Source organism: Arthrobacter sp. B0316-1-20, assembly GCF_059091865.1.
Map to the genome: position 1 here is coordinate 207,643 of NZ_JBNHHC010000002.1, position 25,950 is coordinate 233,592.

At 63.3% G+C, this 25,950-nt stretch carries 24 protein-coding genes and 1 pseudogene; 13 read left to right on the plus strand and 12 right to left on the minus strand.

The genetic code is table 11. The features are described 5' to 3' along the window. Positions 1-46: 46 nt before the first annotated feature. The 8 genes from AC5RW2_RS03925 to AC5RW2_RS03960 all read right to left on the minus strand — a co-directional run bounded on the left by AC5RW2_RS03925 (position 47) and on the right by AC5RW2_RS03960 (position 10,331). Positions 47-1,084, minus strand: coding sequence for a phosphotransferase enzyme family protein (locus AC5RW2_RS03925; protein ID WP_493950638.1), 1,038 nt, complete (start codon positions 1,082-1,084; stop codon positions 47-49). Then, entirely contained in the window at positions 1,081-2,115 is a 1,035-nt protein-coding gene (locus AC5RW2_RS03930) for a phosphotransferase (RefSeq protein ID WP_493950637.1), read from the minus strand. The genes AC5RW2_RS03925 and AC5RW2_RS03930 overlap by 4 nt, the downstream gene beginning before the upstream one ends. Further along, complete coding sequence (locus tag AC5RW2_RS03935) at positions 2,112-3,320, minus strand: phosphotransferase (protein ID WP_493950636.1); 1,209 nt, start codon at positions 3,318-3,320, stop codon at positions 2,112-2,114. The genes AC5RW2_RS03930 and AC5RW2_RS03935 overlap by 4 nt, the downstream gene beginning before the upstream one ends. Beyond that, on the minus strand, positions 3,317-5,179 hold the full coding sequence (locus tag AC5RW2_RS03940) for an ABC transporter ATP-binding protein (protein ID WP_493962166.1): 1,863 nt from the start codon (positions 5,177-5,179) through the stop codon (positions 3,317-3,319). The genes AC5RW2_RS03935 and AC5RW2_RS03940 overlap by 4 nt, the downstream gene beginning before the upstream one ends. Positions 5,180-5,256: 77 nt before the next feature. Next, positions 5,257-6,285, minus strand: coding sequence for a phosphotransferase family protein (locus tag AC5RW2_RS03945; protein WP_493962165.1), 1,029 nt, complete (start codon positions 6,283-6,285; stop codon positions 5,257-5,259). After that, positions 6,282-9,698 carry a glycogen/starch synthase gene (locus tag AC5RW2_RS03950; RefSeq protein ID WP_493962164.1) on the minus strand — a complete coding sequence of 1,139 codons (3,417 nt, stop codon included), beginning with the start codon at positions 9,696-9,698 and terminating at the stop codon, positions 6,282-6,284. Before AC5RW2_RS03950 ends, AC5RW2_RS03945 begins: the two co-directional genes overlap by 4 nt. Positions 9,699-9,834: 136 nt before the next feature. Further along, a complete protein-coding gene (locus tag AC5RW2_RS03955; protein WP_493950632.1) occupies positions 9,835-10,026 on the minus strand; it encodes a hypothetical protein in 192 nt (63 codons plus the stop codon). Continuing rightward, on the minus strand, positions 10,023-10,331 hold the full coding sequence (locus AC5RW2_RS03960; protein WP_493950631.1) for a hypothetical protein: 309 nt from the start codon (positions 10,329-10,331) through the stop codon (positions 10,023-10,025). Before AC5RW2_RS03960 ends, AC5RW2_RS03955 begins: the two co-directional genes overlap by 4 nt. A 584-nt stretch (positions 10,332-10,915) precedes the next feature. Between AC5RW2_RS03960 and AC5RW2_RS03965 the strand changes: the two genes are divergently transcribed. Beyond that, positions 10,916-11,308: a VOC family protein gene (locus AC5RW2_RS03965; RefSeq protein ID WP_493950630.1), complete on the plus strand. Its 393-nt coding sequence runs from the start codon at positions 10,916-10,918 to the stop codon at positions 11,306-11,308. A gap of 191 nt (positions 11,309-11,499) precedes the next feature. Here the strand turns inward: AC5RW2_RS03965 and AC5RW2_RS03970 are convergent, their stop codons facing one another. Further along, positions 11,500-12,129 (minus strand): YsnF/AvaK domain-containing protein, encoded by a 630-nt coding sequence (locus AC5RW2_RS03970; RefSeq protein ID WP_493962163.1) that lies wholly within the window; start codon positions 12,127-12,129, stop codon positions 11,500-11,502. 77 nt (positions 12,130-12,206) lie between these two features. Then, positions 12,207-12,377, minus strand: a pseudogene (locus tag AC5RW2_RS03975) (PRC-barrel domain-containing protein); the annotation flags it as partial. Between the two features lie 532 nt (positions 12,378-12,909). On the opposite strand from AC5RW2_RS03975, the gene AC5RW2_RS03980 reads away from it, so the two are divergent. From AC5RW2_RS03980 to AC5RW2_RS04025, 10 genes are all read left to right on the plus strand, one after another. Then, entirely contained in the window at positions 12,910-13,698 is a 789-nt protein-coding gene (locus AC5RW2_RS03980) for a hypothetical protein (protein ID WP_493962162.1), read from the plus strand. A gap of 12 nt (positions 13,699-13,710) precedes the next feature. After that, the gene (locus tag AC5RW2_RS03985) at positions 13,711-14,835 is read left to right on the plus strand and encodes an SRPBCC family protein (RefSeq protein ID WP_493962161.1); all 1,125 of its coding nucleotides are present in this window, start codon (positions 13,711-13,713) and stop codon (positions 14,833-14,835) included. 8 nt (positions 14,836-14,843) lie between these two features. Continuing rightward, positions 14,844-15,257 carry a gas vesicle protein GvpJ gene (gvpJ, locus tag AC5RW2_RS03990; protein WP_493950626.1) on the plus strand — a complete coding sequence of 138 codons (414 nt, stop codon included), beginning with the start codon at positions 14,844-14,846 and terminating at the stop codon, positions 15,255-15,257. A 21-nt stretch (positions 15,258-15,278) separates the two neighbouring features. Next, positions 15,279-16,007, plus strand: coding sequence for a GvpL/GvpF family gas vesicle protein (locus tag AC5RW2_RS03995; protein WP_493962160.1), 729 nt, complete (start codon positions 15,279-15,281; stop codon positions 16,005-16,007). A 4-nt stretch (positions 16,008-16,011) separates the two neighbouring features. After that, positions 16,012-16,260, plus strand: a complete 249-nt coding sequence (locus AC5RW2_RS04000; protein ID WP_493950624.1) for a gas vesicle protein GvpG — start codon at positions 16,012-16,014, stop codon at positions 16,258-16,260. 2 nt (positions 16,261-16,262) lie between these two features. Further along, positions 16,263-16,808 (plus strand): gas vesicle protein GvpO, encoded by a 546-nt coding sequence (locus AC5RW2_RS04005; RefSeq protein ID WP_494073698.1) that lies wholly within the window; start codon positions 16,263-16,265, stop codon positions 16,806-16,808. Positions 16,809-16,875: 67 nt separating this feature from the next. Further along, positions 16,876-17,379, plus strand: coding sequence for a gas vesicle protein (locus tag AC5RW2_RS04010; protein WP_493950622.1), 504 nt, complete (start codon positions 16,876-16,878; stop codon positions 17,377-17,379). Between the two features lie 3 nt (positions 17,380-17,382). Next, a complete protein-coding gene (locus AC5RW2_RS04015; RefSeq protein ID WP_493950621.1) occupies positions 17,383-18,411 on the plus strand; it encodes a gas vesicle protein in 1,029 nt (342 codons plus the stop codon). Next, positions 18,392-18,715: a gas vesicle protein GvpK gene (gene gvpK, locus AC5RW2_RS04020; protein WP_493950620.1), complete on the plus strand. Its 324-nt coding sequence runs from the start codon at positions 18,392-18,394 to the stop codon at positions 18,713-18,715. The genes AC5RW2_RS04015 and gvpK overlap by 20 nt, the downstream gene beginning before the upstream one ends. Beyond that, positions 18,712-19,536, plus strand: coding sequence for a GvpL/GvpF family gas vesicle protein (locus tag AC5RW2_RS04025; protein WP_493950619.1), 825 nt, complete (start codon positions 18,712-18,714; stop codon positions 19,534-19,536). Before gvpK ends, AC5RW2_RS04025 begins: the two co-directional genes overlap by 4 nt. Before the next feature lie 199 nt (positions 19,537-19,735). Here AC5RW2_RS04025 and AC5RW2_RS04030 read toward each other — a convergent pair whose 3' ends face one another. Beyond that, a complete protein-coding gene (locus tag AC5RW2_RS04030) occupies positions 19,736-22,360 on the minus strand; it encodes a helix-turn-helix transcriptional regulator (RefSeq protein ID WP_493950618.1) in 2,625 nt (874 codons plus the stop codon). Between the two features lie 247 nt (positions 22,361-22,607). Between AC5RW2_RS04030 and AC5RW2_RS04035 the strand changes: the two genes are divergently transcribed. Beyond that, positions 22,608-23,036 (plus strand): DUF6325 family protein, encoded by a 429-nt coding sequence (locus AC5RW2_RS04035; protein ID WP_493950617.1) that lies wholly within the window; start codon positions 22,608-22,610, stop codon positions 23,034-23,036. Positions 23,037-23,063: 27 nt separating this feature from the next. Beyond that, on the plus strand, positions 23,064-23,336 hold the full coding sequence (locus AC5RW2_RS04040; RefSeq protein WP_493950616.1) for an SHOCT domain-containing protein: 273 nt from the start codon (positions 23,064-23,066) through the stop codon (positions 23,334-23,336). A 310-nt stretch (positions 23,337-23,646) separates the two neighbouring features. Here AC5RW2_RS04040 and AC5RW2_RS04045 read toward each other — a convergent pair whose 3' ends face one another. Then, a complete protein-coding gene (locus AC5RW2_RS04045) occupies positions 23,647-25,527 on the minus strand; it encodes a glycoside hydrolase family 15 protein (protein ID WP_493950615.1) in 1,881 nt (626 codons plus the stop codon). Positions 25,528-25,950: the final 423 nt, after the last annotated feature.

Below are 25,950 nucleotides of genomic sequence, written 5' to 3' on the forward strand. Positions count from 1 at the left end.
CCGGTACGGGCCGTGCCCTTTGTCTGCCCCAACCAGCAATCTGTCACTAGCGGATTTCGCGAGGGTGTGCCTGGGATGACGCGGGGACACGCGCCAGCGCATTATTGCAGGCGGCCAACAGGGTGTCCCGATGTCCGTCAAGCCAGGCGAGACGCTGGTCTTCCAGCCGGATCTTTGCATGATCGTTGTCGGAGAGGGCTTCTCCTCTCCGGCCCCGGCTGCGGCGCCCCAGGCCCCGCTTCAGGCGTTTGGCCTCCAGCAGCAGCGGCAGCGCCTCCACCTCGGCCGCCGTCGGCCGCACCTCCCGGCTGTAGGCGGCCAGCAGGTCGGTGACCCGGTTGAGGTTGAGCGCCACCTTGTGGTCCTCCTGCCCCTGGCTCGTGTACACCTTGCTCACATCATGGACGGCGACCGCAAGATCGAGAACCCGCACATCCGGGTGGGAACTGTCGAAATCCAGAACTCCTGCCACTTGATCGCCGTTAAAGATGAGACTGCCGCGCCGGGCGCCGCCGTGCACCACCACCCGGGGCAGGCCCGGTAACAGGTAGGTCAGCCGCTCCACCAAGTGCGCCGTCCGGGCGCGCAGCGACGGATCCACCCCCTCTTCCTTGCTCCGGCTGCGCAACTCGGTGAGTACCGCCGGTTCGATCACCACCGCGGGCAGGTCGGCAACGATCTGGTGGTACCTTGCGAGCGTCTGTCCCAAGGCGCGCACATGGGCCGGCGACTCGTCGTCGAACGGCATCCCCTCGACGGCCCGCGTAGCAATCCACAGACGTCCGGCAAGGTCGGCGTGATTCTCTCCGGAGCGGGCGGGCACCACCTCCGGTGCCGGGAATCCCCGGTCCCGGAGCAGCCGCATCAAATGCAACTGCCGGGTGAGTTCCTCACGCGGTTTGGACCGGTACGAGCGGCGCAGGTAGTGGATGCCGTTCCCGGCAGTAACGCGCAGGTGCTCGTTTTTGCCGCCTGTCACCGGCGTGACGGACGTCCAGCCGCCCAGCGGCCACAGAATCGCGAGTTCGGCCAGCGGGAACTCCTGCCCGGCACGGTCCAGCAGCATGCCCACAGTTGGCGTCACGCTCCCGCCCGTCCTTCCGCTACCCGGTAGAACTCGTCCCGGTAGTGCCGGAATGCGGTGTTACCGCCGTTCCGCCAGTCGGCTTCGCCGCTCTTGATCTCCCGGTTGAGGCTGTGGAAGATGTAACGCGCCCAATGGAAGCGCAGGTTTGACAAACGTTCGCCGCCGGCGGCCTCCCGGTAGGCGCCGAGGAACGCGGCGCATGGTTGATCGGCGCGGGAAAAGTCGCCGGTGGCAGCGTGAACGCCTTGGCGCACCCGGTGCAGGAACTCAGCCACATCGCGGGCGGGGTCTGCCGGCGCGCTGCGGTCGAGGTCGATCACGGTGACCGTGTCGTCGGTGAGGAAAACATGGATCGGGCGGTACTGCCCGTGGCTTTGTGCCAAAATGCCGTCCACGGTGTAGTGGCTGAGGGCGTCCAGGCGGCTGAGCATGCCCAGAGCCATATCGACATAATCCGGGTGCTCGGTCACCACTTTGGCGAGGCGTTTGGCCAGGCTCGTCAGTTCCCCCGTCACCAGGAGGGATTGGGGGGCACCGATCTGCGGTTCCATGCCGTGCAGGCGGGCAAGCCACGATCCCGCACGGGCGCACCCCTCGACGAGTCCAGCGCCGTCGTCGAGCAGCGCCGAGAGCGGCCGGCCGGGGGCTCCCTGGCACAGCAGGATCTTTTCTGTCCCATACCAGGCCAGGGGCTCGACGACCTGGTACGGTGACCCTGCTCCCAGCCCCGCGTTACGCATCGTCTGCAGTTTTGCGTGCACCGCAGGTCCGTCGTCGAAGGGGAACAGCTTGGCGAAGACGGGGGCGCTGCCGTCGAGTTCGACCTGTACCGTGGCGGCCCCCGAGCCGTCCAGCTGAATCACGTTTGTGGTCCAGGTGCCGCCGTCGGCCGTAGCGTCGGCGCCGGCAGCGCCCAGGTGCGGGCGGATGTAACGGTCAAGGAACTCTGGTGTGCAGACCCATTTTGCACGGCTGACCTGCTCCTCTTTGACTTGACGGCTCTGGGCCCGGATTTCGGTGCGGTTCATGTGTCCTCCGTTACGGTGATGGGATTATCGGTGAGCCAGCGCACTCGTGCGCCCTCGCGCTTCAGCAACCGCGCGAAACTGTGGGCGTCCTTGGACTGCCGGGGTGCGATCGCCTGCTTGATCAGCAAGTTGTCGCACTTCTTGGCGATAATGATCAGCCGGTGGGCCTGGAAGACTTCCGGCAGGGCGGCCAGGTCCGCGTCCGCCAGCGGGGTGTGGCTGCGGTAATGCCGAAGGAAGGTCCGGCAGCGGTCTTTGTCAATGTCGTCCCCGGGGCCGTCGACCGGGTCTTGCCGGCAGAATGACCTCACTGCATAGACCAGATCCAGAGTGAGCAAGTCATGCGCTGACCTGTCGAAGTCAAGCACACCGGTCAGCAGGCCCCCGTCGAACAGCAGAGCCGACTGGCCGTAGGATCCGTGGATCGCCAGAGCGGTCAGGTCCTTCTGTTGCTGCCCGAGCCCGACGTTCAGCTGCTCCATCCTGCCGGCCAGATAGCGGGCTTGTTCCTGTACCTCCGCTCCGGCATTGACGTCCAGCACTGGCGACACGACGTCGACCGCGGCGTACAGATGCTCCTTGCCCAGTTGCCCAAGGGCAGCCAAGCCCGAGGAGCGGTGCGGCTCTCCCACCGGCGTCAGCTTGGACACGATGGCGTGGTAGCGGGCAAGACCCTGCGCAGCGGCGGCCATTTGGTACGTGTCGCCGGGATCGAAAGCGTGGCCGGGCATCAGGTGCATGACCGTATGCAGGACACCCCCGACTTGGACACAGACCGCGCCGTCACGGCTGCGCTGGATGGGCGGGGCAGGGTAGCCGTGGCGGCGCAGGTGATCGATGAGGGAATACTCGAACTGCGCGCCGGCTACCGTCTTCAGGTTGTGCGAGCGCCGCAGCACCACCTCACCCGCGTCCGTGCTGACAAACCAACTGAGGTTCGAGGTACCCCTTTTGGCGCGGTGCCACACCCGCCAGCGGCCAAGGTCGTACGCGTCCTCCAACACGCGGAACAGCAGTGGTTCGTCCGCCGCCGCCGACAACCGCCAGTCTTGGCGGGCCACCGAGTTGTGCAGCCGCCGGCCGGTCAGGCCGGCCTCCGGCTCGGCCCTGCCGGAGGGCGCGTTGCGGACGCCGCCGATGGAGGCGGGGCCTCCGGTGGAACCCGCGACGCAACCCGGCACTGGCTGGAAGCTTGGCTCCGTCATGGCCTGGCTTCCCCTAAATGGGTAGTGGGGTCGTCTGCTTCGAAATCACGGGGAAGGTTGGTGGGGCGCCCGTAGCCGGCGCCCCTGCGTTTCAGCACCGGCTGGGAACCTCTGATGCCCTGGAGCAGGCACATCTCGGCGTAGAGTCCGCCTGCCGCTATGAGTTTGTGGTGCGAGCCGTGTTCCACCACCTGCCCGCCGTCAAGGACCACGATTTCGTCCGCTTCCATTGCTGCGGTCATTCGGTGCGTAATGATTACTGACGTGCGTCCGGAGGCGACCTGGCGAAGTGCGCGCAGCACGGCATGCTCGGAGCGGGCGTCAAGGCCGGTGGTGGGCTCGTCGAGCACAAGGATCGGGCAGTCCTGCAGGACCGCGCGTGCCAGCGCCAGCCGCTGTCTTTGGCCTCCGGACAGCGTCGCCCCGCGCTCGGACAGCACCGTGTCGTAGCCGTGCGGAAGGGCCGTCACGAAGTCATGGGCAAGGGCAGCACGGGCGGCTCGCTTGATCTCGTCCAGTGAGGCGTCAGGACGCCCATACGCAATGTTCTCCCGGATCGTCGCCCGGAACAGCAGTGCCTCCTGCGTGACGAGCCCGACGTGGGTGTGCACGCTCTCGCCGGTCAGGTCGCGCAAGTCCGCGTCGTCGAGCAGGACGCGGCCGCTAGTGGGATCCTGCAGCCTGCACATCAGGGCCGCGATCGTCGATTTGCCCGCACCCGTGGGGCCGACGACCGCCAGAGTGGTGCCCACGGGGACGGTCAAGTCCACGCTTCGCAAAACGAGGCGGTCTAAAGTGTAGGCGAAACTTACGCGCTCAAGGCTCAGCTTCTCCTTTGGCGGGGCCGCGGGACGGGCGCCGGGCTTGTCCTGCAGCTCCAGGGGACGTTGGAGAGTGTCCGCGATGCGTGCTGCGCGCACGCCGGCCCGGGTCAACTGGGCCGGCAGTTTCGACAGGGCCCGTGTTGGGCTGAAGAAGTCACGCAGGTACGACGTGAAGATCACCAGATCGCCCGGGGTAAGGTCACCTGTCAGTACGCGCTGGGCGCCGAGCCAAATGAGACCAGCCGTGGCCGTGGCCACCACCGCGTCCACCGCGGCCCCGAAGACAGCGCTCGTGCGCGCAGAGCGGAGCACTGCTGCGACAGAATCGTTGGAGCGGTCCCGGAAGCGCCTGGACTCGTGATCTTCCTTCCCTGAGGCTTTGACGAGTTTGATCGCCACCAACGCCTCCTGCGCCACGGCTGCCATGTCGCCCTCGATGACACGGGAGTTTTCCTCCACTGCCCGGATGCGGGCGCGGAAACCGGCGACCGTTAGCAGGAGCAGCGGCAGCGTTAGCAAAAGCGCCAGACTCAACTGCCAGTCCAGGATCAGCAGCACCCCTGCCATGCCCGCCAGCGTCATGATATTCGTCGAAGCATCCACGAGCGTTCCGGTGAGCAGCGCCTGCACTTTATCGACGTCTCCGGTGAGGCGCGTGGTCAGTTCACCGGTTGGCGTCCGCTCGTGGTAGCGGAGCGGGAGCCGCTGGAGACGGTCGTACAGCTTCGTGCGGACGGAGGCGGCGACACGTTCGCCGACCACTGTGAGAACGTAGCTCCGTGCGGAGCTGACCAGCGAGTCCAGGATGGCGATGCCGCCCAACGCAGCGATGACGAGGAGGAGGATGGCTTGCACGTCCTGGGGAGCGTGACCACTGCTGGGAAACAGTACCTTGTCGAAAAGGTACTTCAGCGGCCATGGTTTGAGCAGCGCCACTCCCGTGCCGGCAATTGCCAGCAGCGCGGCCAGCACGCACCCGGGCCACTGCGGCCGCAGGAACGGTCCGAAGGTCTTCAAGATCAGGCGCGCGCTCATGACCGGCACGCCCGAGGTGCCTGACGGGTGGCGACGAGAGGCGGTGCTGGGCCCCCTGGCCCCCGGCTGGGACCGTTTCACCGGTACCCACACCCCGTTGCGGTCTCAACGGCTGCTTCCCACGCGTCAAGCCAGTCCGGCACGAACGACGAGTTCCTGACAGGGCGGACCACCAGGCGGTAGAAGAGCACCTCTGCGAAAGTACGGGCAACGTAGGCAGGAGCTGAACTGACGGCACCCGCATCGCCACCGCCCGTGATATAGCCGTCCACGAACGACTCAACCCAGGGCACGGCGGCTCGCAGGGTCCCGCGGCGCGCGGCGCCCATCGTGAGGGTCTGCCCGATGAAGTGACCAAGGTCGCGTGCGGCAGGGGCCCAGGCGGCCCGGTCGAAATCGATAACCACAATGCTGTGCCGGTCCAAATGGATGTTTTTAGGCTGGAAGTCACCGTGGGTCACCACGCGGCCTCCATCGACCCGGGCCAGTCCCGCCAAAGTCCCCGCGGCAAGCCTTCCCAGCCGGACGGCGGCCTGAGGCAGAAGGTCGGCCAATGCCCTGGTGTACTCAGTGAGCTTGACGTGTTCGAAGTCCTCCGCCAGGACGGGAATCCGAAGGCCCCGTATATCCGGGATACTGTGCAGCCGGGCGAGCCAGCGGCCCGCCCGGCTGGCCTCAGGCGCTGTCGCCTGTGGGTCGCCCTCCAGGAGCGAGTGCAGGGTGGTGGCCGGTGCCTCCTCCTGTGCGAAGAGCTGACGGGCGGGATCGAAGCCGTACGGTGCGGGAACGCGCAGCTGGGGATCGTCGAAGCCGGCATGACGCAGGCCGTTGAGCAGTTGCCAAGCCTGCTCGCCGCCGCCCATGCGGTAGCCCTTGCCGATTACCGGGAGCGGAGCTGAGGGGCCGGATCCTGGGTCGAGTGTCACCGTCCACCGGACTACCGGCCGGCTCCGGGAGGCATGTACGACGGAGCGGGTCAGCACCTTTACCCGGCTTGGCGGCAGGGCATCGAGTGGCGGAGGTGAGGCAAGCAATGATTCGGCGATCGCGAGCCGTTCAGCCCCAGTAGCAGTGACAGGCGCGGCCGCGCCGGTGTAGGTGCTCATGTCAGGTCTCCCGTCGTTTCCGCAGTCAGGTAGGTGAGCCGTTCCCGTCCGGCTCTCACCGCCCGTTCAGCGGTATCGTCGCCAACGTCGCCGATCCCGATGAGCAGATGGAACGAGCGCGCCTCGGCGCGCATGCGGACAAGCACGCCGTGCCCGGGTTCCGGACCGTCTGGCTCGCACCAGGTAGTGCCTTCGTCGCCGGGCAGAGCAACCCACACCGCCGTCCCACAGTTGCGAACACCACGCCAGTTCGGTCCTCCCTGGCGCTGCAGCTCTGCCGCACCGTGGCGGAGGAGTCCGCAGTAGTCGGGTGACAGACACGTATCGACGGTGATCGCCGGTACGGCCGCAGGCAGGTCGTAGGCCACCAGCAAGGAAGGGCTGACGTTGTCCAAAACGATCTGCTTGCGGAGGCCGTGAAGCAGGCTGCCCTCTTGCACGTTGGTCAGCTCGGCCCGGAGCACGCCGTCTTCGCGGTGGAGGGTCACTTCGTGGCGGTCGTGCACACCGCCGCTGTCGGCGAGCCCCCCTGGATGGTTGGCGGGTACTTCCATGTAGCTGTTCATTTCCTCTTGGCGGTTCCAGTCATCGGTCGGGTTTCCGACCATCAGCACGCCGCCGTCCGGGCCGTGCCACGCGAGGTAGACCAGCCGACCGCCGTGAGCCGGGGCCAGCACAGCGAACAAGTGCTCGCTTCTCAAAACCAGTTCCTCAATGCCGTCGTCGTCGATATCGACCAGCTCGGCCCCGAGGGAGCGCGCCTGGCCGCCAAACCATTGGGCGGCGGCAACCAACACGCCGGTAGCGCGCCCATGGCTCGCGACCGCCTTGGCCCAGGCTGCAGGCGGCCGGTCCGGGCGGTCGACGTCGTGCCAGGCCGTCTCGTACGCCGAAGCGAGCAGGTGCTTCCAGGCCAGTGCCGTCAGCCGTGGTTCGGCACCTGCCCTCTCTGCGCCGGCCACTGCACGGCGTGCCCGGGCGAGGTGCTCCTGGTAGGGGCCCCACGCCTCGTCCCGGTTCCAGCCACCATAGTCTTCTCCCGCATGCCAGTCCTGGGCCAGTTCCACAAATGTGCCGCGTTCGACGACACGGGCGCCGGCTGCCCTACGGCGTTGGTCGAGCCAGGACGGCAGATCCACCGGTATCAGGTTCGGCTGGGTGGCCAGCCAGCGGAGGAACTCCTCGTACCTCTCAAGGGCGCTGGGGTGCCATGGGCCCACTCCGGCGCTCTTTTCCATGTCGTCGGCATAAACCAAAACGGTGTCGTCACCGGGGGCGGTTGGAAGATCGGCTGTCCGGGACAGGCTGCGCCAGTGGCTCCGGTCATCTGGAGGAATCCAGTAGCGCACCCGGGTTGACATCGGCACCACCTGCAGGCCGTAGCCGCCTTCGATGCGGTAAGGGCGCAGGGCGTCGGCAGGAGGGGGACTGGCAGGGTCGGCACCGTCAAAGTCCGCCCTGTCGCTGCCGCCGTGGGCGCCATCTGTGGGGTACAGCAGTCTGTCATCGAGCAGGACGTACCGGTAGCCGCCATTCGGCAGGGCCGGGTCGGTCAGCACCTTCGCGACGTGGTCCGTGTCCCACACCCGTTCGGGAATCCAGCAGATGTCCAAATCCGCCGGGGGGCAGCCAAGGTGGCGTCGGTAAAGCCAGAACAGTTCATGCAGCTGCCGCCGGATAAACTCCCGGTCGAAAACCGTGAGGATGCTTTCGGAGTATGTTCCGCCGATGAGTGAGATCAGGCCGACGTCGCGCAGCCGGCGGACCTCTGCGAGGAACCAAGGGTCGTGCCAGGCGGCTGCTTCGACCATCGTCCCGGACAGATGGAGATTCAGTGGGACCCGATACTTTTCATGCAACCGCAACAGGGCGGCGTAACCGGTTACGAGCGAGGTCAGGCCTTCCCGGTCCCGATAGCCGTCGGTGACCAGGAACTGATTGGCATGCTGGACGAGCGCCAGTGGAAGTGGAGTGGACCGCTGCCCCGACCGGGGCATCGCGATGGCGGGTGATGCGGCGCTGCTGACTACGTTCCCTGCCCGGCGGGAGTTGGCAGCCTCCTCGTAGAGCGCCACGTATTCACGTGCAGGTCCCCGCCAGGAGAAGTCCGCCCTCATCGCCCGTTGCTGCAGCCGATTCCATTCAGGCGCGCGCCGGTACACCGCCAGTCCGTTATCCACAGCCGACAGCATGGAGGCGACCCGGCGCTGCACGAAGACGAACCCCAGCCCCTCGGCTGGATCCTCGACGTAATCCTTCACAGTGTCCGCCAGTCCACCCGTTCGGCGGACAACGGGGATGGTGCCGTACCGAAGGGCGATCAGCGGCGTGAGCCCGCAGGGCTCGAAAACGGACGGAGCAAGGAAAAGGTCCGAACCCGCATAGACCTGCCGGGCCAGGGACTCTCGCGACGTGGGATGGAATGCCACACTGCCCCGGAAACGCCGGACCGCTGCCTTCAGTTCCCGCCGGTACCGGTGCGCCCCCTCGCCCATCACGACGACTTGCGCCCCGCGCGCTACGAACTGGTCGAGGGCCGATGACAGCAGCCCTATTCCCTTCTGCGAAACAAGCCTGGCGACCATGCCAAACAGCGGGCGGTCCGGTGCGGGCTCCAAGTCGCTGATTCGCTGCAGGACCACCTTGTTCGCGCGCTTGCCGGCGATGAAGGAATTGTCATAGCGGGTCTCGATCCACGGGTCCCGGCAGGGGTTGAACTCCTCGTAATCGATCCCGTTGAGAATGCCCCGCACGGTTTCGACCCTCGCACGAAGCAGCCCGTCAACACCTGCTCCGTGTGCTGGAGTCAGGATTTCCTGCATGTAGTGGGGGCTGACGGTGTTGACCCGGTCAGCGAAGGCGATGCCCCGCTCGAGGAGAGTTCCTGCGGGGGGCAATCCGATCAGCCGGTCAGTGGCGGCCCCAACCCGCCCCTGATAGGCAATATTGTGGATCGTGAAGACGGTGCCCGTGTCTGCCAGCTCTCGCCGGTAGGGTCCCTGACGGGCTTCCTGGGCGATCAAACCGCAGTGCCAGTCATTGCAGTGGATGACGTGGGGCCGCCAAGGGCCTTGCGCCGCCAAAGCGGCGATTGCCTTTGAGAACAGCACGAACGGCATCACGTCGTCGTCCTGGTAGCTGTAGGGGACCGCCTGTTCGAACCACCCCGCAAGGTCGAGCGCGAGGACCTCCACTCCGCCCAGCGGCGGGAGGCTGCGGACGACGACCGGCTGGGCGACGGGGCCATAATCCACGTCGAACGTCAACAACGGGTTTCCGTTGAGTCCCGGGTACGCCGGGATCACCAGGCGCACGTCGACGCCCAGCTCAGCCAGCCGCTTCGGAAGCGCGCTGCTGACATCAGCCAGCCCGCCTACCTTCATGAACGGGTACGCCTCAGCACTGGCGAACATAATGCGCCGCGCCCGGTGCGGCAAGACAGTTGGGAGTTCCTCTGCAGGATGGGTCTGGCGCACCGCACTGCCTGTAGTTCCGTTGCTGCGGATGATCACGGTAGACCCACGCGTCCTGGTCCTATGGCTACTGCCCTCATGACCTCATCGCCTTTCGTGCCAGTACGGGGCCGAAGTGCTCGGTAGCTGTGGCGCAGATGTAATCGGCCAGCCGCAAGGCCGCGTCCGGGACACCCTTGAACCCCGGGAAGGCATTGACATCCACGACATCAGGGGTGATGGACGGTCCCTCCTCAGCGGACCTGCGCACAAGGAAGGTGATCTTCATGGCCGGGCCGCCTCCACCCGGGCTCCGGCGGCGGGGACCGGATAGGTTCCGGTAAACATGGCCGGAACCCGAATGGCTCCGAGCGCGGCGCGTTCGCGGGCCACGACGACGTCGGCCCAGCCGAGCTCCCAGGACACCTCGGCCGAAACCGGGCCACCGGCGAACGCGTGGGTGTGTACCCGGGTGCCGTGCCGGCGCAGTTCCTCGGTGACGCACCGCGGCTGGGCCTGGCGCGCGTCGTGCTGCTCCGAGACGACTACGACCCTCGGACCGCTCCCCAGGGACGGTTCCGTGTCCCACTCCATGCCACCAGCCCCATCCGTTCGACTTGCCGATGCGGACCTCAAGAACGCTCCGGAAACGGCGACGCCTTCCGGAACGGCTCCGGAAGCCCCCTGCCGAACTGCTGCCGGATCGTTGGGTGCTGGGTGATTGCGGGTTAGTTAGTGGCCAAGCCCCTTAAGAAACCTTAAGTTTGGGCCAATAAAGCTCTAATAACGTCCCTCCCACGCTCCTACTGCTCACCGCCGCTGTCAAGAGTCGGACACCGTTGGAATCCGGGCTGGCGGGCTGGCCGGGCTGTATAGGCCAGATAGCTTGACAGGCCCGGTCAACGCGCCCTCAGTAGCCGAGTCCGATGTAAGAAAAGATCAACTAGTTTGGCTACGGGAAGATGCGGCCGGGCTTGTGCTGCTGCGTCAACGCGGGCGAGGGGATGTTCCTCGGGAACAAATAGCCTGGCAATCTACAGTCGTCGTTGGTGAGATCCCGACCTATCTGAGCAAAATTCGTTGGCGAGGAATGCCGGACTGGTCGCGGCGGCGGGGATCGGCGACGGGTGATGTCTGAGCCGAACGCGAGCACACCTTGATCGACGTAAAATGCTGGTATGGCACCAAAGCTGGCGCCCTACTTGAGCTACGCCGACGCTCCCGCCGCAATTGCCTGGCTGGAAGCGATTGGTTTTATAGTGGTCGTCCGTCAGGACGGTCCTGGCGGTACGGTGATGCACTCTGAACTGCGGATGGACGAGGTTGTCGTCATGGTCGCGAGTGATGACAGCGACTATGTTGTAGCTCCGCTTGTTGGGAGGTCGACCGGGGCGGGCATGTATGTCGTTAGTGGCGATGTTGATCTGCTCTACGCCGCCGCAGTCAATGCCGGAGGCGTATCGGTTTTCCGGCCCGAGGACACTGAGTGGGGGACGCGGCGGGCTCGCGTGCTGGACCCGGGCGGGCGGGAGTGGAGCTTTGGGTCGTACGAACCCGGAGTCGGATGGTAGAGGAACCCCGGTCTCATGCACCAGATCGGGCAAGCTTGCGGGATTGGCGGGTTGAGAACGCGGCGCGGTCCGCGGGTGATTTCGTCGGCGTTCATTGAGGTTCTCGGCCATGCGCTCCGGACGGACCGACTGGGGGATCACCTGCGGGCTGGAAAGGACAGGCAGCGCCCGTCCCTTCCAGGTCCGCCAGGTCAGCGGCCTCGGCGTCCGACCTCGTCGGTGCCGTCGGTCTCGATCCGCTCCTTGCGCACCTCTTCGGACACAGCTTCCTCGTCCGTGACGGTCTCCGTACCGAGCCTGACCCGTTCGATCGGGACGGTTTCCTTCTCGACCTTGGGGCGCTCCTCGTGGAGGACCACTTCGTGCTCTTCCTCGCTCAGTTCCGGCCCGGACATCGCAGCCCCGACATTGGCGTCGGTGAGGGGCTCGCGCTCGACCCGCACCTCCTCACGGCTGACTGGGACCGTTTGCGTGACGTTCTCGCTCACGATGTAAATACGCAGCCGGGCCCGGCCTGCCTCGCGGGTTTCCTTACCCACCCGGAGCTGTTCCTCCGAGCGGGTCATGGCATCGTCAGTGGTCGGGCCAGAGGTGTCACGGCCGACGGTGCCTGGCGCATCCGCGGTGTAGGTCCCGGCATCCATCCCGGTTCCGGCGGTTGAGTAGCCTCCGGTTCCGGCGGTTGAGTAGCCTCCGGTTCCGGCGGTTGAGTAGCCTCCGGTTCCGGCGGTGCCGCCGGCAGAGGTTCCTGTTCCGGCGAGTTCGTAGTGCCGGTAGAGCGGCTCTTCCTCCTCGACGCTGAGTTCATCTTCCGGGTCCACGTGCGGAGCCCCTTGACCTGATCCTTGGTGTACGGCACCCGGACCTCGGCGCCCTCAAGGGTAGCGTCATGCAGAGGCACGAAGGTCTCTTTGGTGCCGAACAGGCCCGTGACAACGGTGATCCAGCTTAAATCCTTGGTCCTGTCATCGAGGTAGAGCTGTCGGAGGGTGCCGATCTTGTTTCCGTCGGCGTCGATCACGTTGGCCCCGCTGCCCGAAAGCCGGTCGATGTCGTCCTTGGTGATCATTTCATTTCCTCTCTTCCGACGGGCGTTGGGATCGCGCCCGGTGCGTGTAAAGGGTCCAAAGTGCCTCCGGCGGGCGTGAGGCCAACGATGCCCGGGACGGGCCCCGAAATTCGACGCGGCCTGAACGCAACCTTGGGGCTGCACCCATCCTCGGTTGGAGGCGGGCCGGTCGCAAGCGCCCCGATCGCTCCCGAAGTAACACTGCGGCGCCGCTTACAAGCTGACCAGCGGCGGACAACAAGGACGCGGCCGGCTGAGGCATTCTCGACGGCGCCTCTGCATCGGGAACCCAGCCACCCAACCCAACCCCCGGGGATGACCGTCAGCCCCAACGCCGATTTGCTTCGCAGAAGTGCTCTAAAGGATTAACAAAGCGGGTAAAACCTTTCAGTGAAACTAGTAATCGTTTCACCATTGCCGTCCTTCTAGCGAGCTTCCATCCGCTGTGCCATCGTTGGTGCTAAGCGCCCTTAGTGGTTGAGGTAGGGGGGGCGCTCATCAAGAAGAATCCTGGGCGGAGATGAGGCAAGCGATGGAAAATAAAGGAAAACTAGTTGCCATTCTATTGGGCGGGTATTTGCTCGGTAGAACAAAGAAAATGAAGTTGGCTCTGACCGTCGCCGGGACCTTGGCCGGCCAGAAGTTAGGCGGGAACAGAACTCAATTACTGGGCCAACTCAACTCATTGATCCAGTCTTCCCCCGAAGCGCAGCGTCTAATGCAGCAACTTACGGGCCAGTTGGCGGAAGCGGCCAAGGGAGCCGCGATTGCCGGGGCCAGCCGGGGAATCGAATCAGTCAGCTCAAATCTGAAGAGCCGAAGCGAAAAGCTAAACGCCGCCACCGGAAGCCTAAAGGATGTGATTCCCGGAAGCGGCGGTGGTAAGCCAGCGCAGAAAGAATCTGACGAAGACAATGAGGAGGCCGCCGCCGACCAGGAGGAGGAGGCCGGTGCTGATGAGGAGCCGGCGGAGGATGAGGCCGGTGCTGATGAGGAGCCGGCGGAGGATGAGGCCGGTGCTGAAGAGGAGCCGGCGGAGGATGAAGCCGGTGCTGAAGAGGAGCCGGCGGAGGATGAAGCCGGTGCTGAAGAGGAGCCGGCGGAGGATGAGGCCGGTGCTGAAGAGGAGCCGGCGGAGGATGAGACCGGTGCTGAAGAGGAGCCGGCGGAGGATGAAGCCGGTGCTGGCGAGAAGAGCACTTCCAACGAACGCCCGCAAGCTAGTTCGTCTAGCTCCGGCAGTAAGTCAAACACCCCGCCCGTGAAGGCAGCCCGTAAGAGTTCGCCTGCCGCCGGTGACCGCAAGCCCTCTACCAGGTAAGGAGCCGCTGCCATGGCTGAATCCAACACCGGTTCGATAACCGACAAACTTCCACTGAACACGCTGAAAGAGAGCGCCATCGACTATGGCAAGGCACTGTTTAAGAACTGGCTGGGCAAGAGAGCGGACAACATCTCAGGTCTGGTAGGCCGGATGATCAACCCCTCCGAGGGCGGCGGGGTCAAGGACAAAGCCACCAGCGGGGGTGTCAAGGCCGCGGTCAAAGGAAAAAGCCCGATTATGGGTGCCTTCAAAGGCGCATTGTCCGGGGTGAAGGACAAAGTGAAGAATCTATTCACGGGCGGTGGAGGCAAGGGAAGCAACCCGCACAAATTCACCAACATAGTCGAGTGGATTGAGGTTGGGGTGCCTGTCACCGTTGCCTACAACCAGTGGACTGAGTTCGAGCAGTGGCCGGACTTTATGAAGAAGCTCGAAAACGCAAAACACAGCCAGGACGATGGCAAGGTCAAGTTTAAGGGACAGGTTTTCTGGTCACACCGCTCATGGGAATCGACAATCGTGGAAATGGTTCCCGATGACCGCATCGTCTGGGTCTCCACGGGCGAGAAAGGTTATCTGAACGGCTCCGTTACCTTTCACGAAACAGCGCCTCGGTTGACGAAGATCTGCATTGTTGTCGAGTACCACCCTCAAGGTTTCTTCGAGAAAACGGGAAATATTTGGCGTGCTGTGGGCCGACGTGTGCGGGTGGAGATGAAACGGTACGTGCACAGGGTGATGACCCACACCATCCTCAACCCCGATGACGTCGAAGGCTGGCGCGGAGAAATCCGGGACGAAGAAATCGTGCGAACGCACGACGAAACCCTGGAACAAGAACGAGCGGATGCAGAAGCCGCTGAACAGGACGAAACCGGGGGCGAATACGAAGAGAACGAGTACGGCTCGGAAGAAGAGGGCTCTCCTGAGGAAGGCGAAGAAGTATCGGAGGAAGGCTCCGACGTCGGCTACGAGGAGGACGAAGAAGGGGGAGAGCCGGAAGCCGGTGCTGCTGACATCGATCGCGAACCGGGGGAGGAATACGACGAAGAACCCGTCGCTGACGAGGGTGACGAACTCGGTGAAGACGAAGGCTATGAAGAACCCGAACAACAAACGTCCGAAAGGAAGTAGCAGCAATCATGACTACCATGTCGCAGTCACGAAGCGGATACATCGATCGTCCTCGATCCAGTTCACTGGCGGACGTCATCGACATCATTCTGGACAAAGGACTGGTAATTGATGCATACGTGCGCGTCTCACTGGTGGGCATTGAAGTTCTGACCATCGATGCTCGTATCGTTATTGCCAGCGTGGATACCTACCTGCGGTTCGCCGAGGCGGTCAATCGGCTCGACCTGGAAGCCAAGGGCGGCAAGGACCTGCCGGAGATGATGGAGTCGTTGAACCAGAGCGGGTCCAAAGGCAAGACGAGTGGCGTCCTCTCCGGAGTGAAGGAGGCCATCGGCCGAGGGGGGGACAAGGCGGATGACGGCAATGAACGAAAAGAACGAGAGCCTGAGCCGGAGGCATCGCGTAGGTCTTCCCGCTAGCCGGGAAATGAGCTGCGCCCCATGATGCAATACGTCTACGGTATCGTTCCGGCGGACAGCCTCATGCCGCCGGGACTTTCCGGCGTCAACAAGGATCCGGTGCATCGATTGGTCCGCGGAGCACACGCCGCGCTCGTGACACCAGTAGAGGACCCGGACGCGCTGGCATCAACGGAGAACTTGTTGGCCCACGGGCAGGTGCTGGATCAGGTGGCCGCCACCGTCTCCGTCCTACCGATGACGTTCGGCACTGTAGTTCCCGACGCGGACACTGTCACCGAGGACGTGTTGCCAAGCATGCAGGAAGCGTATGCGTCCTTGTTCCGCCGCATTGAGGGAGCTGTGCAGTTCACAGTTCGTGTCCGGTACGAGCAAGAGACGGTTCTCGCAGAAATAGTTTCTGAAAACCCTGATGTCGCCCGGCTGCAGAAAGTGACAGCGAGCCAGGACGAAAACGCGTTTCACTACGAACGGATCCGTCTTGGGGAACTTGTGGTGGAAGGACTTGAACAGAAGGCGGCTGCTGATTCGGGTCTGATCGAAGCGGCGCTTGCCCCGTTGGCCCGCGAAACAGGGCACCGGGAATCCAATCAACCTGGCGACGTGATTGACCTTGCCGCGCTCGTGGACCGAGAATCAGCGGAGGCTTTCGTACAAGCGGTGGAGGAGTCCGCCCGGCGGTTCTCGAAGCGCCTGAGGTACCGGCTCTTGGGTCCCCAGGCGCCGTACGATTTTGTCGGGGAGTTATAGGGATATGGGACTGTTCTCCGCAATCTTCGGATTGCCGCTGGCTCCTGTGAAAGGCACGGTATGGATCGCCGAGCGCGTGCTCGAAGAAGCGGAGCGCGAGTACTATCACCCCGCCGTTATCCGGCGGAAACTTGAAGAAGTAGCCGAGGCGAAGGCCGCCGGTTCCGTTTCTGAAGAAGAGGCCGCTGCCCTTGAACAAGAGCTGGTAAACCGGCTCATTCAAGCGAATCGGCGTCACCGCCGGGAGGGATGATTATGGCGAATGAAGAGAGGACGCCGGTCAAGAAGCGGCCCGCATCTGAAGGAGACGGTCCAGCGAGAAAGCCAGTTCGCCGTCCCTCCGACGGTACCGCCTCCCAGAAAAGGCCCGGCAGTTCCGGCGAATCCCAGAGCCGGACGTCCAGCAGCAGGCCTTCCCAGCCGTCCAGCTCTTCAGAGTCCCGGCCACGGACGGACTCGTCTGGCGAGCAGCGTCCACAACGGGACTCTACGCCAAGTCCTTCCACCGAACGTGCCACCACGCCCCGAGCCAGTGAGAATGGCCTGACAGCCGGAATGGCAGCCCGCCAGGCCATGGAGCAGTTGCAAGAACTGACCAGCAGGGATGTTGAGGGAGTCGTAGGGATCGACAAGAACGACGACGGCGGCTGGACGATCACTGTAGAAGTCGTTGAATCACGGCGGATTCCGGAGACAGCAGATGTGCTGGCCGAGTACGAAGTTACTCTTGATTCAGGCGGCAGTTTGGCCTCATACCGCAGACAGGCGCGCTACGTGCGGGGACGAGGACACTCCGACTAGCTCAGGGCCTCGATACATCCATGATGCGTAGACCCCACATCTCGGGCAAGGCGGGAGAACCCAAACTATGAGTACCAGCAATACCCCCGGTTCGATGAGTCAGCGCAGCGCAGCGATGGAGCCGCAGAGAGACCGCGAGGGTACTTTGACCCACGTCATTGAAACGCTGCTGGACAAGGGGTTGGTGATCAACGCGGACATCATGGTTTCGGTGGCCGGCGTCGAACTGTTGGGAATTCGCATCCGTGCCGCTCTGGCTTCCTTCGACACGGCGGCCCGGTATGGGTTGGAGTTTCCCGCCGGCACCAACCAGGACACCGTTGCATGGCAGGATTCCTTGGAGCAGAAGGAAACCTGCCCGCAGTGCGGCAAACGAGCACCCGTTCGCCAACTGCTCAGCGAATTCTGTCCCTGGTGTGGCTGGCGAAGCGCGCAAGTACTTGAGCAAGATGGGCAAAGCTCCCGGGATCGAAGTCCTGTCGAGGCTCAAAGCGGCGCGGATCATGGCCAGGTCAGTGGCCCCGACGCGGGGGCGGCCACTGCCGGCACTAGTTCCGACCGGGAGCAGTAGGAAATGGCACCGGCATCGGGAACCCGAGCGGTCGGGGTACGTTCTTTGCCTGATACGCCCAAACCGGCCATGCAGCCCACCCGTGACCCAGGTGCCACCCTGCCTGACCTGGTCGAAGCATTACTCAACAAGGGCGTATTTCTCAACCTTGATCTCATCATCACCGTGGCGGACATACCGCTGATCGGAGTCAATCTTCGCGCAACCATTGCCGGCATGGAAACCATGCTCGAATACGGAATGATGCAAAGCTGGGATGCACGCACCCGGGCGTGGGCACGCGACTCAGTCTCCCGGCACGTGGGGCTTGAGCAAGACGAAGAGATCGTGGCGAAAGTGGCGGGCAGCTACTGCCACGAGGGAACGCCCACGGTCTGGTTGCCCGGCCATATCTACCTCACCACGCAGCGGTTGGTTGTGCACCGGCAGAGTCCGCCTGAGGTGCTCTGGCAAGTACGGATAGGCGATATCGAGACCTTGACCCTGCAGGAACAGACTTCCCGGGGCGGCCAATCCCAGCCAAGGCTGCGCTTGGAGAAAAACGACGGCGGCACTGGGCTCCTGTCAACAGCCGATCCCGAGCGCCTGAGAACACTGATTCTCAACACACAAACAGAAAACGATACCGGGAGCCCAACAGCACTAGCAGCACGCAGTGCCGCAAGCGTACCGGCACGGGAGGAACCCGACACCCTGTTACTGCAGGGAGAACTTTGGTACGAGGAAGAACGATCCGGAAGCCGGACGTGGCGAGGGGGCACAGGAAGATACGACAGCGAAGAGGGATTCAGTTGGAAAGCTGCACTGGACCGCCGCCCGGCTGTCCGGCTCCAGCCAGCGGAGATCGTTGCCGTCAGGGCGGAAAGCGGCAGAACTCCAGTCGGGGAATCATCGGTTCTGGTACTGGAATCGCCACAGGCCACGGTGCGGCTGGCCGGCGAACGTATCCGGCAGTGGGCCCTGCTCCTGCACGGAGTCAGTCAAGGTGAAGACGAGGAAACGGAGGCAGACGGTGACGCTCAAAGTCGATGAGGACAACCTCAAGCACGGGGTACTGACTCTTGTCGTCACCCTGGTCGAAATCATTCAAGAAGCACTTGAGACTCAGGCCATCCGGCGGCTGGAAGGTGGCGAGCTGACCGAAGAGGAGCAGAACCGGCTGGGCGAGGCACTACTGGAACTGGACGAGGCCTTGGAACAGATTAAGAACGACCACGGCATCACAGACTCGGTTTCCGACCTTCATCACTCCCTCAACGACGTTGTGGATGAACTTGTGCAAAAGTTCATAACTCCCGAACGCTGGGTTGAAGACCAGGGCAGAGGCATCAAATGAACGAATCTGCTGAACCTGTAGGTGAAGGCCTTTACGTGTACGCCGTCGTTCCAATGACCGTCCCTTTGGCCGATCTCGGAACCGGCATTAACGGCGCGCAATTGGAACTGATTGCAACGGAGGCAGATGTCGCAGCAATCGTGCATCGCCACCGCGCCGCTCCTTTCGAGGGCGCAGATGCTGACGTAAAGCGCTGGGTGTCCGAACACGGGGATGTGGTCGAGAGAAGCTGGGAACAGGCTGGAACGGTTCTGCCGATGAGCTTTAATGTGATCGTCGCCGGTAACGACACCACATCCGCTGACGATCGCCTGACCCAGTGGCTCAGCGAATCGGCTGACCCGCTTAAAGAGCGCTTGGAGGCGTTGCAGGGGAGGGCTGAATTGCGGATTGAGATCTATTTGGACCAGCACCTCGCTTCCGCTGAAAACAGCGAAGTGCTGACCCTGCGTGAAGAGATACAACATCGCCCGGCCGGTATCCAGCGACTGCTGCAGAAGCGATTGGATGCGATGGAACGAAAGATAGCGGACCAGCTCGCCGACGGGCTGTATCCGCAGTATCGACACCGTATTGCACGTCTTTGTGAGGACTTGGCCGAGAACCGCCGTACGCACCAGGCTGAAGGATTTGTGCCGGTGCTGACCGTGGCGGCCCTGGTGTTCCATGCTCGCATTCCGGATATCGGTGTAGAACTGACCGCCATCAAGGATGAACAACCCAGCGCATCCATTCGCTTTCTAGGGCCGTGGCCGCCCTACTCGTTCGCCGACGTGCCGGCCCTCGCAGCCCCGGACACCGGAGCACTGCGCCTACCTTAGCGGAACGGTCCGCAGAAGGCTGGGCGTCAGTGGGGTCTCACGGGCGAAAGAGGCTCCCTCTTGAACTGAATGCGTTTCTCAGCACGTCGGCCCGCACAAAGTGCAGGGGTGCATTATGAGGACCGGCATTGGCCACGGCCTCACACCTAGGAGATGAAACCCGGGGGTGGGGCAAGTCGGCTTAGCCACTCCCGAGGCGCTAGATGATTCCGCGGGCCGCAGCAATCTTGAGAACGTCCCGCCGGCTTGCCGCGCCGAGCTTCCGGTAGATAGATCGCTGGTGCGTCTTTACCGTGTTCACCGATATGAACAGTGCCTTTCCAATATCCGCCGCGGTCATCATCGAGCGCATGTAGGCAAGGACTTCCAGTTCACGCTCCGTGAGTCGCCAGTACAGGAACGTCGTCAGGTTGTCGCCGTGCGTGTTCTCCTTTATCTGAGCAGCAACAAAGGCCTCGTGGGCGGTGCCCCACACCGCGTGCTGCATGAGAAGGTCAGCTAGCTCGTCTCTGCGTTCGGCGAATGGACGCAAGATGCGCTGTGGCTCCGCAAGCGAAATCGCATGCTCAAGCCGCTCGTGCGCGGTAGCCATGTCACCGTCCATGGAGGCCAGCAGCGACTCCGTAAGGGCGATACTGGTGCCAGCGTATGAGTTACGGTCGACTTCTGCTGCGGTCTTTGTGCGGCAAGGCACCCCGACAAATTTGCCGCCGCGCCTCAGCAGCTCAGCAAGGAACACATCCACCAGAGGAGGATTCTTCCCGTATTCCAAGGGCTTCACGATCGCCAGAGCGCTTGCAAGGTCTCCTTCGGCTTCGGCAACTTTTGCGCGTGCCATCGTGGAAAAGGCATTCCACGATGGTCCATACAGACCTTGGTCTAAAAGCGACGTCAGCATCTCGTTTGAGGAGGCGATCTGCGCTGGATCGCCGCCGGCGCAATCGACCAGGACACGGTAAACTGCGCCCAGTTTGTTCATCGAAGACGCCCGGCCTCCCGAGGGCAGGACCCTGTCCAGATGGATTCGGGCGCCCGTTAGGTCGTCGCTCCAGTAGCTCACGATCCCCTGAGCCAGCCACAGGCTGGCCATCTGGCCCTCCCAGTTTCCACCGAGTTCGTAGGCTCCGTCTAAGGCTTGGGCCACCCACTTGTTAGCGGCTACCAGATCGCCCGCCACTGCGTACGCCAACGCGATCTCCGAGGTGATGATGACTTTATCTGCTACTGCCGTATGCTTCCCGTTGGCGGCGTCTTCGCCCGGTGGGGCCGGAAGGCTGAGTTGAACATCGTCCTGCTGAACCACAGCCGGTCGAAGAGGAGATCCGCCAGTGTCCAGTGCAGTTGGGCGACTACCTGTGCCCTGAGTAATTTCCGGGGGCTGGCCCGGCACTCTGCGCACCGTGGAGGCGCCCTCGTGGGGCATCAGCCCGAGCAGGTCCACATACAACTCGAACCGTCTCCGGCGCGCTGGCTCCAGAGCCGAAACCCCTGAAAGCGCTTGGTGGGCGACGTCCACCGCGGACGGATCATCGCCCGCAAGGGCACGGCATACAGACCTGATCATGAGTATCCCGGCGTGGTCGGACCATGGTGACGGCAGGCCAAGACACAGCTGCTCGAGGGGGTAGACGCCATTGCGCAGCAGATACTCCAGCCAGTGCGCCACAAGGGCAGACACGACTTGCTGGGGTTCTCGTCCCCGTAGAGCCTGGCCAACACTCTCGGATACGTCGAAGTCCTGGTAGTAGCCTGCGGCCACCCGGTGAAGGTGCTCCGCCAGAGCACGGTTGCGTTCCACCAGTATTTCCCGACACTGAGCTGCAAACAGGGGTTGCCAATGGAAGACGGACTCGTCGCCACGGGAGTCCTTCTCCTCGATAAACAGACCCTTTCTGATGCACTCCTGCAGAAGAACGCCGCCGGTTTGGAGCCCGGAAAGCTCTATTGCGAGTTCATGCTCAAGCCAGTCGCTTGTGGTGGTCCGCAACACGAAGTCTGCCAGTGGTGGGTCAAGTTGGCCGAGAACTTCCTCGGCGATGTATTCGGTGAAGGCTTTCTCCACGGCAAAACCACCGGAACCGTCTTCGTGCTCCTTGTTAATCGGGTTGGCAACAAGGCCGGCGCGGAGGGCCACAGGCCACCCGGCTGTGGCCCTCCAAGCCGCTTCAATATCCAGCTCGGTGGCCGGTCCAAGGCTGAACGCCAACTCCGTTGCCTCCTGCAAGGTAAAGGCCAATTCATCGGCACGGAATTCCTCCAACCCATCGCCAAAGCGGAGTTTCTCCAACCGCAGCGAAGAATGGTTGCGGCCGGAGAGAACGAGCCGTAGCGTCGGAGGTGCTGAACTGGTGAGTAACCCTACGATGCCCTCGACCAGTCCCGGTCCGGCAAGCTGCACGTCATCTATGACGAGGGCAAGGGGGTCCTCCAGCAGGTCCAGCGCCGCGAGTAGATGGTCATAGGACGCTACTTCATCCTGGGCTTGAGACCGATCAAGGGCCAGCAGGACGTCGTTCATGGCGGGGGAGAAACCGGCGGCAGCTGACTGTATTGTGTCCAGGACGCCGCGGAACAACCGCTCAGGCCGTGTGTCGAAGCGATCAAGGGTGAGCCATGCGGAAGACATCGGGGTGTTTCGAGCCCAGTCGCTGAGGACGGTGGACTTACCAAAGCCGGCGGGAGCTTCGACGAGTATGAGCCTGTGCGAATCGGCGGCAACAGACAGGGCTTGGCTCAAACGCGGGCGCTCAATGTGCGTCTCCCCGCGTCGAGGAGGCTTGATCTTGAACTGGGGACCGCGTGAGATTAGACCCACGTCGTTCATGGTAGGCGCGTAGCGGAGATACAACAAGGCAACGCGCAAGTCGGGGGAGCGGCGACAAACGGCTTGGGCTGGCACAGCGGCTGGCGGGCGAAAGTCTGCCTCCGGCCGAATGGGCAGGCCCAGACGCAGAGAGGTCACCACGCTTGTCTCCACACCCGTCACAGATCATCCCGGGCGGGTGATCCGGACCTGTGGGACTACGGGGAGTATTGATAGAACTTGCAGTTCCGGCCAACAGGAGCCACGCATGAAAGTCGGACCCGTTGAAGTGATAATTTGCGCGTTTCGGAGACCGGAGGTCGACGCAACTGTCATCGATGCGCTGAGGGCTGCGGTCAGGCCCGGCGCGGTCTCCATCATCGACCTGGTTTTGCTGTCCAGGGACGAGCACGGGGTGGTGCACGTCCGTGATCTGGAAGACCACCTTCCGGAGGCTTGGCCGGGCCTTGTCGATGATCCACGGTTGCTGACGCTCCTCAGTGACAAGGACCTCGAAGTCGCTGCTGAATCAATAGGCAACAACGAGACGGCCTTGATATTAGCTCTCGAACACCGTTGGGAACAGCTCCTTTCTGATGCGGTACAGGCTTCGGGAGGTGTGACGACCCTTTACGCGAGAATTCCCCACGAAATAGTTGTCGCAGCCGTCGAAGCGGCCGGCATCTCGGCGAGCTGAACCGGACCTGGACTCCAAGAAAATGACATGACATTTGCAAGAAGCGGACTTCCCGGGCTGCTCGGAACCATAGCGAGAACCGCCGCCATTTCGGGTGCAGCACGTGTGACGGCAGGTTCAATTGATGATCGCTTACGTTCCGGTAGTGCTCCAGAACAGCGGGCACAGGGCATCCCGGTCGCTACCCCTGGCGGTAGGGAGTGGCTGGCCGATCAGCTGGAAATACTTGCGGAACTGCACGCCGCCCACGTGCTGACTGATCGGGAATTCGCTGCCGCGAAAGCGAGACTGCTGTCATGAATCGCCGAGACGAGGGCTTTCTTCGCTGAGGGCTCAACCCAGCAAAAGCCACTTTGTGGGGGACTGGACCAAGCTGGCTTCCTGCGTGGCGGCATCCAGTCTCCACGTCGGAGTGCCAAACAGGAACTCGGAGCGCCACCAGGTTGCGGAGTAAAACCCCGAGGAGGGCGGCTGTTGACGATACCCGGAAACTGCACACGCGTGGCGGCGCCCAGGAACTGCACTCGCGTGGCAGCGGCCCGGTAATGCACGCATGTGGCAGCCCAGGACCTTCGAACGCGGGACTGCGGCCGAACGCGGGACTGCCGCGCTAGCTAGCTTGCGTGTGCCCGGTTTGGCCGCGGAACCGTCGGCCTTTCTGCGCGGCGTCAAGACGCTCGTTGAGGGTGATGGCGGCGTCGATCAGTGCCAGATGTGTGAATGCCTGCGGAAAGTTGCCGATCTGCTCTCCGGTGGCTGCGATCTCCTCGGAGTACAACCCGACGTGGTTTGCGTACGTCAGCATTTTGTCGAAGGTCAACCGTGCCTCATCGAGCCGGTTTGATCGTGCCAGCGCATCTACGTAGAGGAACGTGCAGAGGGAGAACGTGCCCTCCGAACCGCGCAGCCCGTCGGGGGAGGCACTGGGATCATAGCGGTAGACCAAGCTATCCGAGACCAGCTCAGCGTCCATCGCCCGAAGGGTGGACTGCCACATCGGATCCTGGGGGGACACGAAACCGACTTGAGGCATCTTCAGCAGTGCGGCGTCGAGGACGTTTTCGCCATACTGCTGGACGAAGGCTTGTCGTTCGCTGCTCCACCCCTTCTCCATGATCTGCTGGTAGATGGCGTCCCGCTCAGCTATCCACCGGGCGAGTGGCGCCGGCCGCCCGCGTGAGGTCGCGAGCCGGATGCCTCGATCAAACGCGACCCAGCACATGAGTCTTCCGTACGTGAAGTCCTTTCGGCCGCCCCGGGTCTCCCAGATGCCTTCCTCCGGCTGGTCCCAGTTGTCGGCAAGCCAGTTGAGCAGTTCGGAAATGGCGAGCCACCCGGCTTGTCCGATTCCGACGCCCGCGCCATCGAGGTAGTAGACCGCATCGAGCGCTTCCCCGTAAATGTCCAGTTGGAGTTGATCAGCGGCTCCGTTTCCAATCCGCACCGGGTAGGAGCCGCGATAGCCCTTCCAATCCTCGAGAATCTCCTCATGGAGGTCGCTGCTGCCATCAACGCGGTACATAATATCCAGCGGGTAGGACTTGCCCTCGCGGGGCTCGCTGACCCGGTCGCGGAGCCACTGGCTGAAGGCGACAGCCTCATCGAGGAATCCCATTCGCAGCAGTGCGTGAACCGAGAAGGATCCATCACGGACCCAGGTGAACCGGTAGTCCCAGTTGCGTTCCCCGCCGATTTCTTCTGGAAGGCCGGCAGTGGGAGCCGCCACCAGGCTCCCGCTGGGGGCATAGGTCAGCAGCTTCAGCGTGATGGCCGACCGTTCCAGGACCGCTCGCCACCTGCCCGTATAGGTGGACTGGCTGAGCCAGTCATGCCAGAAGCGTGCGGTGTCGTCGGCCAGCTGTTGGGCCTGCGCCGGTCGCATCAACGCCGGGGCGACATCCGGTCCCGTTTCCAGCACCAACCCGCGCATTTGACCTTCCTCAAGGTCGAGGACGGCCCGCAGCATGCCTTCGTCGGTGGTTATGGAACGGCCTAGCCGTTCGTCATCCTCCTCGCGGATGAGGCTGAGGCTCAGGCGTGTCTCGCCTGCCTCGAACACTGCGCCGGAATCGGAGAGACTGAGCTCATGGCTCTGACGTCCGTAGTCGAACTGGGGCGCAACCTCAATGTCGAACGAAATCCTCCCGCGTACGCATCGCACCATCCGCACCAGCCGGTGCTGCTGGCTGGGGGTGGTACCGGTGGTGGGAATCATGAAGTCGGTGAGTTCCCCGACCCCTGCTTCAGTAAGGAACCGCGTAATGAGGATCGCGGTATCGGGGAAATAGAGCTGCTTCGTTGCGAATGCTTCCTCGCGAGGCCGCGTGGCGAAGTGGCCTCCGCGCTCAGGATCAAGCAAGGAGGCGAAGATGCTGGGCGAATCGAAGCGTGGGCTGCAGAACCAACCAAGAGTGCCGTCTGTAGCCACTAGTGCTGTCGTCTGCAGATCACCGATAAGACCGTGATCGGAGATCAGTGGGTGCTTGTTCATCTCGAAGACCTTTTCTTCAGGTAGCTGAGGTTGTTCTGATGTCGGCTGTCGGCGAGGCAGGGAAGGCGTTTCGCGGCGCCATTTCGTCAGGCTGGCAGCTTGGCGACTCTTTCTAATGTTCTGAGCGCCCGTGGCCGGTGTCATCACCCCTCAAGGATGAGCAACCAACTGACGGTCCGGTAAAGCTGTCTCGGGAACCCGATCTCGCGAAGAGTCTTCGTCGTCGGTCCCACTCGCGTCATCAGATTCAGGGCGCTGCCGCGCGTGGAGGAACACCCGCCGGGTGTCAGTAGACGGGGGGCGGCCGGCAGGACGAGTGGGCGGGCAGGACCGGCGATGGAGCGAGTCCCGGATGATCATGACGGAGCTGCCTAGGCTTCCGCCAGGGGCCGGTCGCCGGATGCAGCCTCTACTCAAGCTGCC

What these genes read in the sequence shown, in the direction of transcription:
- AC5RW2_RS03930 (WP_493950637.1), bottom strand. Translation starts at nt 2,115, where the DNA reads ATGAACCGCACCGAAATCCGGGCCCAGAGCCGTCAAGTCAAAGAGGAG.
- AC5RW2_RS03935 (WP_493950636.1), bottom strand. Translation starts at nt 3,320, where the DNA reads ATGACGGAGCCAAGCTTCCAGCCAGTGCCGGGTTGCGTCGCGGGTTCC.
- AC5RW2_RS03940 (WP_493962166.1), bottom strand. Translation starts at nt 5,179, where the DNA reads ATGAGCGCGCGCCTGATCTTGAAGACCTTCGGACCGTTCCTGCGGCCG.
- AC5RW2_RS03945 (WP_493962165.1), bottom strand. Translation starts at nt 6,285, where the DNA reads ATGAGCACCTACACCGGCGCGGCCGCGCCTGTCACTGCTACTGGGGCT.
- AC5RW2_RS03950 (WP_493962164.1), bottom strand. Translation starts at nt 9,698, where the DNA reads ATGTTCGCCAGTGCTGAGGCGTACCCGTTCATGAAGGTAGGCGGGCTG.
- AC5RW2_RS03955 (WP_493950632.1), bottom strand. Translation starts at nt 10,026, where the DNA reads ATGAAGATCACCTTCCTTGTGCGCAGGTCCGCTGAGGAGGGACCGTCC.
- AC5RW2_RS03960 (WP_493950631.1), bottom strand. Translation starts at nt 10,331, where the DNA reads ATGGAGTGGGACACGGAACCGTCCCTGGGGAGCGGTCCGAGGGTCGTA.
- AC5RW2_RS03965 (WP_493950630.1), top strand. Translation starts at nt 10,916, where the DNA reads ATGGCACCAAAGCTGGCGCCCTACTTGAGCTACGCCGACGCTCCCGCC.
- AC5RW2_RS03980 (WP_493962162.1), top strand. Translation starts at nt 12,910, where the DNA reads ATGGAAAATAAAGGAAAACTAGTTGCCATTCTATTGGGCGGGTATTTG.
- AC5RW2_RS03985 (WP_493962161.1), top strand. Translation starts at nt 13,711, where the DNA reads ATGGCTGAATCCAACACCGGTTCGATAACCGACAAACTTCCACTGAAC.
- gvpJ (WP_493950626.1), top strand. Translation starts at nt 14,844, where the DNA reads ATGACTACCATGTCGCAGTCACGAAGCGGATACATCGATCGTCCTCGA.
- AC5RW2_RS03995 (WP_493962160.1), top strand. Translation starts at nt 15,279, where the DNA reads ATGATGCAATACGTCTACGGTATCGTTCCGGCGGACAGCCTCATGCCG.
- AC5RW2_RS04000 (WP_493950624.1), top strand. Translation starts at nt 16,012, where the DNA reads ATGGGACTGTTCTCCGCAATCTTCGGATTGCCGCTGGCTCCTGTGAAA.
- AC5RW2_RS04005 (WP_494073698.1), top strand. Translation starts at nt 16,263, where the DNA reads ATGGCGAATGAAGAGAGGACGCCGGTCAAGAAGCGGCCCGCATCTGAA.
- AC5RW2_RS04010 (WP_493950622.1), top strand. Translation starts at nt 16,876, where the DNA reads ATGAGTACCAGCAATACCCCCGGTTCGATGAGTCAGCGCAGCGCAGCG.
- AC5RW2_RS04015 (WP_493950621.1), top strand. Translation starts at nt 17,383, where the DNA reads ATGGCACCGGCATCGGGAACCCGAGCGGTCGGGGTACGTTCTTTGCCT.
- AC5RW2_RS04025 (WP_493950619.1), top strand. Translation starts at nt 18,712, where the DNA reads ATGAACGAATCTGCTGAACCTGTAGGTGAAGGCCTTTACGTGTACGCC.
- AC5RW2_RS04030 (WP_493950618.1), bottom strand. Translation starts at nt 22,360, where the DNA reads ATGAACGACGTGGGTCTAATCTCACGCGGTCCCCAGTTCAAGATCAAG.
- AC5RW2_RS04035 (WP_493950617.1), top strand. Translation starts at nt 22,608, where the DNA reads ATGAAAGTCGGACCCGTTGAAGTGATAATTTGCGCGTTTCGGAGACCG.
- AC5RW2_RS04040 (WP_493950616.1), top strand. Translation starts at nt 23,064, where the DNA reads ATGACATTTGCAAGAAGCGGACTTCCCGGGCTGCTCGGAACCATAGCG.
- AC5RW2_RS04045 (WP_493950615.1), bottom strand. Translation starts at nt 25,527, where the DNA reads ATGAACAAGCACCCACTGATCTCCGATCACGGTCTTATCGGTGATCTG.